A 5,854-nucleotide genomic window follows, 5' to 3' on the forward strand; every position below is an offset into this window, starting at 1 on the left:
GACGGCCGGCGCCGCCGCGGACTCCGCCGAGGGCGCAGACGACGGCGACGGCGAACGCGAGGCCCCGGCCCCGACCCTGCGCCGCGGCGACCGCGGCGACGAGGTGACCGAACTCCAGCTGCGCCTGCGCCAGCTCTACCTCTACAACGACGACATCGACGGCCACTTCAACCGCAGAGTCGAGGACGCCCTGACCACCTACCAGTGGTCCCGGGGCCTCCACGAGGAACTGGGCGTCTACGGCCCGGAAACAAGAAGAATGCTGGAATCAGAAACCCGGGAACCCTAAACCCCCCAGGGGCGCGGGGAACTGCGCGACCAGCCACGACGAACCGTCATCCGGCAACGGACGGTGGAACCCCCACCGACCCGTCGTCACTCCCCGATGTACAGACGAACGACGCCGTCCCCCACGGCCTCGACCCTCACCTGCGTCAGATCCCGCACCACCACATCCGGCCCGTGCAGCCCGGCCCGAGGCCCGACACCAACCACCCGCATCCCCGCGGAGCGCCCCGCCGCGATCCCCGCCCCGGAATCCTCGAACACCACACACTCGGCCGGATCCACCCCCAACTCGGCCGCCCCCTTCAGGAACCCCTCGGGATCCGGCTTGCTGGCCCCCACGGACTCCGCGGTCACCCGCACCGCCGGCATCTCCAGTCCCGCCGCGGCCATCCGCGCCGTGGACAGCGCCACATCCGCGGACGTCACCAGCGCATGCGGCACCTGCGACCCCACCAGCGACGCGAGAAACTCCCGCGCCCCCGGAATCTCGACGACCCCCTCCGTGTCGGCGGTCTCCTCCGCCAGCATCCGCGCGTTGTCGGCGTAGTTCTGCTCCATCGGCCGCTGCGGCAGCAGCAGCGCCATCGAGGCGTACCCCTGCCGCCCGTGCACGACCTTCATCACCTCGTCCCCGTCGAGCCCGTTGCGCTCGGCCCAGCGCCGCCAGACGCGTTCGACCGCGGCGTCGGAGTTGACGAGGGTGCCGTCCATGTCCAGCAGGAGGGCTCGGGCGGTGAGTACGGCGGTGGTGGCCGACATCGGCAGCAACTCCAAAACACGTAGGCGGGGGAACGAGACGGCGCTCCCTGGAGGGACACGGCGCTCTCCCGGAGGGACAAGGCGGCCCCGCCCGCCGGTCAGGGAAAACGGGCGGGAGCCACTTTGTTCATCCACGGTACAAAACGATCCGCCCCCGGCGCCACCGACCTCGGCAACCGTTCACGCGGACTTCGCCCGACCGACGACGAGCGCCCCCCCCGGACCAGACCTCACCCGGCGATCGCCTCCCACAGACTCCACACCCCGAGCCCCAGCATCAGCAGCGCCGCGATCTGCGTGATCAGCCGCAACGGCACCCGCTTCATCAGCGCCTTCCCGCCGACGATGCCCAGCCCGGCCACCGCCCACAGCGCCAGCACCGCGCCCAGACCCACGGAGAGCGGATCGTCGTAGCGGGCGGCGAGGTTCGCCGTCATGATCTGCGTCAGATCCCCGAACTCGGCGACGAGGATCAGCATGAATCCGGCCCCGGAGACCTTCCAGAAGCTCTGGTTCTCCGGCTTGCGGATCTCCTCCTCGTCCTCGTCCTTCTTCAGCAGCAGCATCGCCGCCCCCGCCAGGAACAGCACACCGGTGAGCGCGTGCACGATCTGCTGCGGCAGCAGCGTGAGCACACTGCCCGCGGCCACCGCGAGCGCGACGTGCAGGGCGAACGCGGCGGCGACACCGGCGAAGACGTACGAGGCGCGGTAGCGGGTGCCGAGGACGAGCCCGGCGAGCGCGGTCTTGTCGGGCAGTTCGGCGAGGAAGACGACGCCGAAGACGACGGCCGTCACGGTCAGGCTGATCAACGGTTCCTCAATCGGTCGGGGCTGCCCCACCGAGAGTGCTGTGCGGTCAGACGAAGACGCGGACACCTCGGCACGGCAGCACACTCGGCGCCCCTGCCGTACGGCACGGGCGTGCACTGCTTGCCGAAGGTCTCGCTGGCCGGCCCCGGTCCTGCCGAGGTCTGCCTCCGGGCGCCGGCTCAGGCGGGCTGAGCAGTATGTCGACGGTCCGGCGAAGAGCTACTCCCCTTCTGCGCCCCCATGCTACGCGACCCCCTCGCCGAGCCCGGCGCGAGAAAATTCACAGCTGCACCACACAGGAACCATGGACGTGTCATGAACGCGTCACTAGCTTCTTACCGGACACACCCCTCCGCGTCATGCGGCGTGGCGAGCATTCCCCTGCTCGCACCTCAACGCCCCAACCCCACAAGGGAGTTCGCATGCCGAAGTTCTACGCGCGTCGACGGCTGAGCATACTCGCCGCGCTCACCGGACTCATAGCCTCCGTCGGGTTGTTCAACGGCCCGGCCGCCTCCGCCGCCCTCCCGACCCCGGTCAGCGCCGCCACCGCCCGCACCTATCTCGCGAGCCTCACCGTGGCCACCGAGAACCGCACCGGCTACGACCGCGACCTCTTCCCGCACTGGAGCACCGTCAGCGGCTCCTGCAACACCCGCGAGACCGTCCTCAAGCGCGACGGCTCGGGTGTCGTCACCGACTCCTCCTGCGCCGCCACCAGCGGCAGCTGGTACTCCCCCTACGACGGCGCCACCTGGTACGCCGCCTCCGACGTCGACATCGACCACCTGGTGCCGCTGGCCGAGGCCTGGGACTCCGGCGCCGGCTCCTGGACCACCTCGCGCCGCCAGTCCTTCGCCAACGACCTGACCCGCCCGCAGCTGATCGCCGTCACCGACAACGTCAACCAGGCCAAGGGCGACCAGGACCCGGCCACCTGGATGCCCTCCCGCTCGGACTACCGCTGCATCTACGTCCGCGCCTGGGTGCAGGTGAAGTACTACTACGGCCTGTCCGTCGACTCCGCCGAGAAGTCCGCCCTCCAGAGCCACCTCGCGAGCTGCTGACCACGGAGCCCGTGCGAAGCCCGTGAAACGGCTCGTCGCCGGGATCTCCCCGCCGGCCTCCGTCGCTGCGTACCGTACGCAGCGACGGAGGAAGGGGTCACCATGGCCGCACTGCGCCTCGGACCGCTGCTGAGATACATCGACGGCTCGTCGGCGACCGTCTGGGTCGAGACGAGCCGCCCGGGCACCGCCGAGGTGCGCTGCGCCGACGGGAGCGGCGGCAGCGCCGCGACCTTCCAGATCGCGGGCCACCACTACGCGCTCGTCCCGGTGACCGGGCTGACGCCGGGCACGGCCACGCCGTACGAGGTGTTCCTCGACGACACCCGGGTGTGGCCGGTGCCTGAGGAGCCGTTCCGGTCGCTGCCGCCCTCGGTCATCGCCGCGCCGGGCCCGGGCGACGGCGCCCGCATCGCCTTCGGCTCCTGCCGCTGGGCCTCGCCGCCCGCCGGGGAGCCCGACCCCGTCGGCCCCGACGCCCTGGACGCCCTCGCCGCGCGCATCGCCGCCGGCGGCGAACGGCCCGATGTGCTGCTGCTCCTCGGCGACCAGGTGTACGCCGACGAGACCTCCGACGCCACGCGCGCGTGGCTCGCGGCCCGCCGCGACCTGAGCGACCCGCCGGGCGACCAGGTGGCGGACTACGAGGAGTACACCCACCTCTACTACGAGTCCTGGCTCGACCCGCAGGTGCGCTGGCTGCTGTCCACCGTGCCCACGTGCATGATCTTCGACGACCACGACGTGATCGACGACTGGAACACCTCCGCGTCCTGGGTCGAGGACATGCGCGCCACCTCCTGGTGGCGGGAGCGGGTGCTCAGCGGGCTGATGTCGTACTGGGTGCACCAGCACGTGGGCAACCTCTCCCGCGCCGAACTGGCCGCCGACCCGGTGTTCCGGGCCGTGCGCGAGAACCGCGACGGCACCGACGCGCTGCGCACCTTCGCCGCCGACGCCGAGGCGGACGCCACCGCCGTGCGCTGGAGCTACCGGCGCGACTTCGGCCGGGTGCGGCTGCTGATGGTGGACAGCCGCGCGGCCCGCGTCCTGGAGGAGGGCGAGCGCTCGATGCTCGACCCGGGCGAGGCCGAGTGGCTGCGCGCCCAGGTGCGCGAGGGCCGCGGCTCCTACGACCACCTCCTGATCGGTACGTCCCTGCCCTGGCTGCTTCCGCACCTCGTGCACGACGTCGAGGAGTGGAGCTCGGTGCTGTGCCGGGGCGCCAAGGGCCCGCGCTGGGCGCGGCTGGGCGAGAAGCTGCGGCGGGCTGCGGACCTGGAGCACTGGTCGGCCTTCCCGGAGTCCTTCGCCGACCTGGCGGAGCTGATCGCCGAGACGGGTTCGGGTCCGGACGCCCCGGCGACGGTGTGTGTGCTGTCCGGTGACGTCCACCACGCGTACATCGCCGAGCCGAGCTGGCCCGGGGGCGGCGGGCCCGACGCCCGGGTGGTGCAGCTGACCTGTTCGCCGGTCCACAACTCCATTCCCCTCTCGATACGGCTCGGCTTCCGCTTCGGCTGGAGCGCGCCCGCACGGCTGCTGGGCCGCCTGTTCGCCCGGCACGGCCGCTGCGGGCGGCCCCCGGTCAAGTGGCGGAAGACGGGCGGGCCTTGGTTCGGCAACCAGCTCATGACGCTGACGACACGGGGGCGTTCGGCGGTGCTGCGGCTCGAGCACGCGCGCAAGGAGAGGGACGCCAAGGCGCGGCTGGGGACCGTGCGGGAAACGGAGTTGAGCCGCTGACGACAACGGCGGGTGTGCGTTCGGTCACAGCGCTGAGCACCCGAACGGGGTCACAGCCGTACTGAAGGGATGTCCAGGCCGCGCACACCCCAGGGCTAAATATTGAACTTGCAAGTAAAGGTTAGGTCGACCTAACGTGTGCGCGACTCCGGTGTTCCCCCGGACCGGCCGCCCGGGCCGGCCTGACCGAAGGAGACCCCCCACATGACCGAACGCCTCAACAGCGCACAGCCCTACACCCTCGGGCTGTTCCGCATAGTGGTCGGCCTGCTGTTCGCCTGCCACGGCGCCGTCGCCCTGTTCGGGGCGCTCGGCGGTGTGGACGGCAACGGCGGCACCGTCGAGACGGGGGCCTGGCCCAACTGGTACGCGGCCGTCATCGAGTTGGCCGGCGGCACACTGGTGCTGCTCGGCCTCGGCACCCGCGCCGCCGCGTTCCTCTCGTCCGGGGCGATGGCGTACGCGTACTTCAAGGTGCACCAGCCCGAGGGGCTGTGGCCGATCGAGAACGACGGCGAGGGCGCGGCGCTGTACTGCTGGGCCATGTTCCTGCTGGTCTTCACCGGCTCCGGCGCCTTCGGCCTGGACCGGCTGTTCGCCCGCCGCACGTCGGCGCAGGGCGGGCGGCAGGCCGACCAGTCGCCGGTGGCCGCCTGACCCGAGGGACCCCCCCTCGTGACAGGACGCCGATGACAGCCGGCTGAACGTCCGGTGCCCGACGCGCGAACCCCCCGTGACCCTTCTGTCACTCCTCACGCGTACGCTCTATGGCTGTCATCGGCCACTCCTGCCCCTCCTGCCGCTCCCCGGCGACAGCCCGGCACGGTCTGGCCCACGGGGGAGCCATGGGGAGTTCGGGTGGACAGTTTCGGGTCGCTGATCGGCAGCCCATGGATCTACGCGGTGGTGGCCCTCTCGGTCCTGCTCGACGTGTTCCTGCCCGTCCTGCCGAGCGGCGTCCTGGTGATCACCGCGGCCACGGCGGCCGCCGCGGGCACCGCGACCGACGTGCCCGACATCCTGGCCCTCACCCTGTGCGCCGCCACCGCCTCCGTCCTCGGTGATCTCGTCGCCTACCGCCTCGCCTGGCGCGGCGGTGCCCGGCTGGACCGCGCCATAGCCCGCTCCCGGCGCCTGACCAGCGCGCAGGAACGTCTCGGCGCCGCGCTGGCCCGGGGCGGC

Annotated in this window: 6 protein-coding genes and 1 pseudogene; 5 read left to right on the forward strand and 2 right to left on the reverse strand. The window is 71.8% G+C overall.

All coding sequences use genetic code 11. The features are described 5' to 3' along the window. On the forward strand, nt 1-289 hold a 289-nt coding region (locus N4P33_RS31575; RefSeq protein ID WP_260830374.1), incomplete at its 5' end, for a peptidoglycan-binding protein. Between the two features lie 86 nt (nt 290-375). Here the strand turns inward: N4P33_RS31575 and N4P33_RS31580 are convergent. Continuing rightward, nucleotides 376-1,047 (reverse strand): HAD family hydrolase, encoded by a 672-nt coding sequence (locus N4P33_RS31580; RefSeq protein ID WP_260830375.1) that lies wholly within the window; start codon nt 1,045-1,047, stop codon nt 376-378. A 230-nt stretch (nt 1,048-1,277) separates the two neighbouring features. Then, nucleotides 1,278-1,859, reverse strand: a complete 582-nt coding sequence (locus N4P33_RS31585) for a TMEM165/GDT1 family protein (protein ID WP_260830376.1) — start codon at nt 1,857-1,859, stop codon at nt 1,278-1,280. A 422-nt stretch (nt 1,860-2,281) separates the two neighbouring features. Between N4P33_RS31585 and N4P33_RS31590 the strand changes: the two genes are divergently transcribed. From N4P33_RS31590 to N4P33_RS31605, 4 genes and pseudogenes are all read left to right on the forward strand, one after another. Next, entirely contained in the window at nt 2,282-2,926 is a 645-nt protein-coding gene (locus N4P33_RS31590; RefSeq protein WP_260830377.1) for an HNH endonuclease family protein, read from the forward strand. Between the two features lie 102 nt (nt 2,927-3,028). Beyond that, nucleotides 3,029-4,672: an alkaline phosphatase D family protein gene (locus tag N4P33_RS31595; protein ID WP_260830378.1), complete on the forward strand. Its 1,644-nt coding sequence runs from the start codon at nt 3,029-3,031 to the stop codon at nt 4,670-4,672. A 204-nt stretch (nt 4,673-4,876) separates the two neighbouring features. Continuing rightward, the gene (locus tag N4P33_RS31600) at nt 4,877-5,329 is read left to right on the forward strand and encodes a DoxX family protein (protein WP_260830379.1); all 453 of its coding nucleotides are present in this window, start codon (nt 4,877-4,879) and stop codon (nt 5,327-5,329) included. 201 nt (nt 5,330-5,530) lie between these two features. Further along, nucleotides 5,531-5,854: pseudogene (locus N4P33_RS31605) on the forward strand (hypothetical protein); the annotation flags it as partial.

It is taken from the genome of Streptomyces sp. 15-116A (assembly GCF_025290915.1).
Classification (GTDB): Bacteria; Actinomycetota; Actinomycetes; order Streptomycetales; family Streptomycetaceae; genus Streptomyces.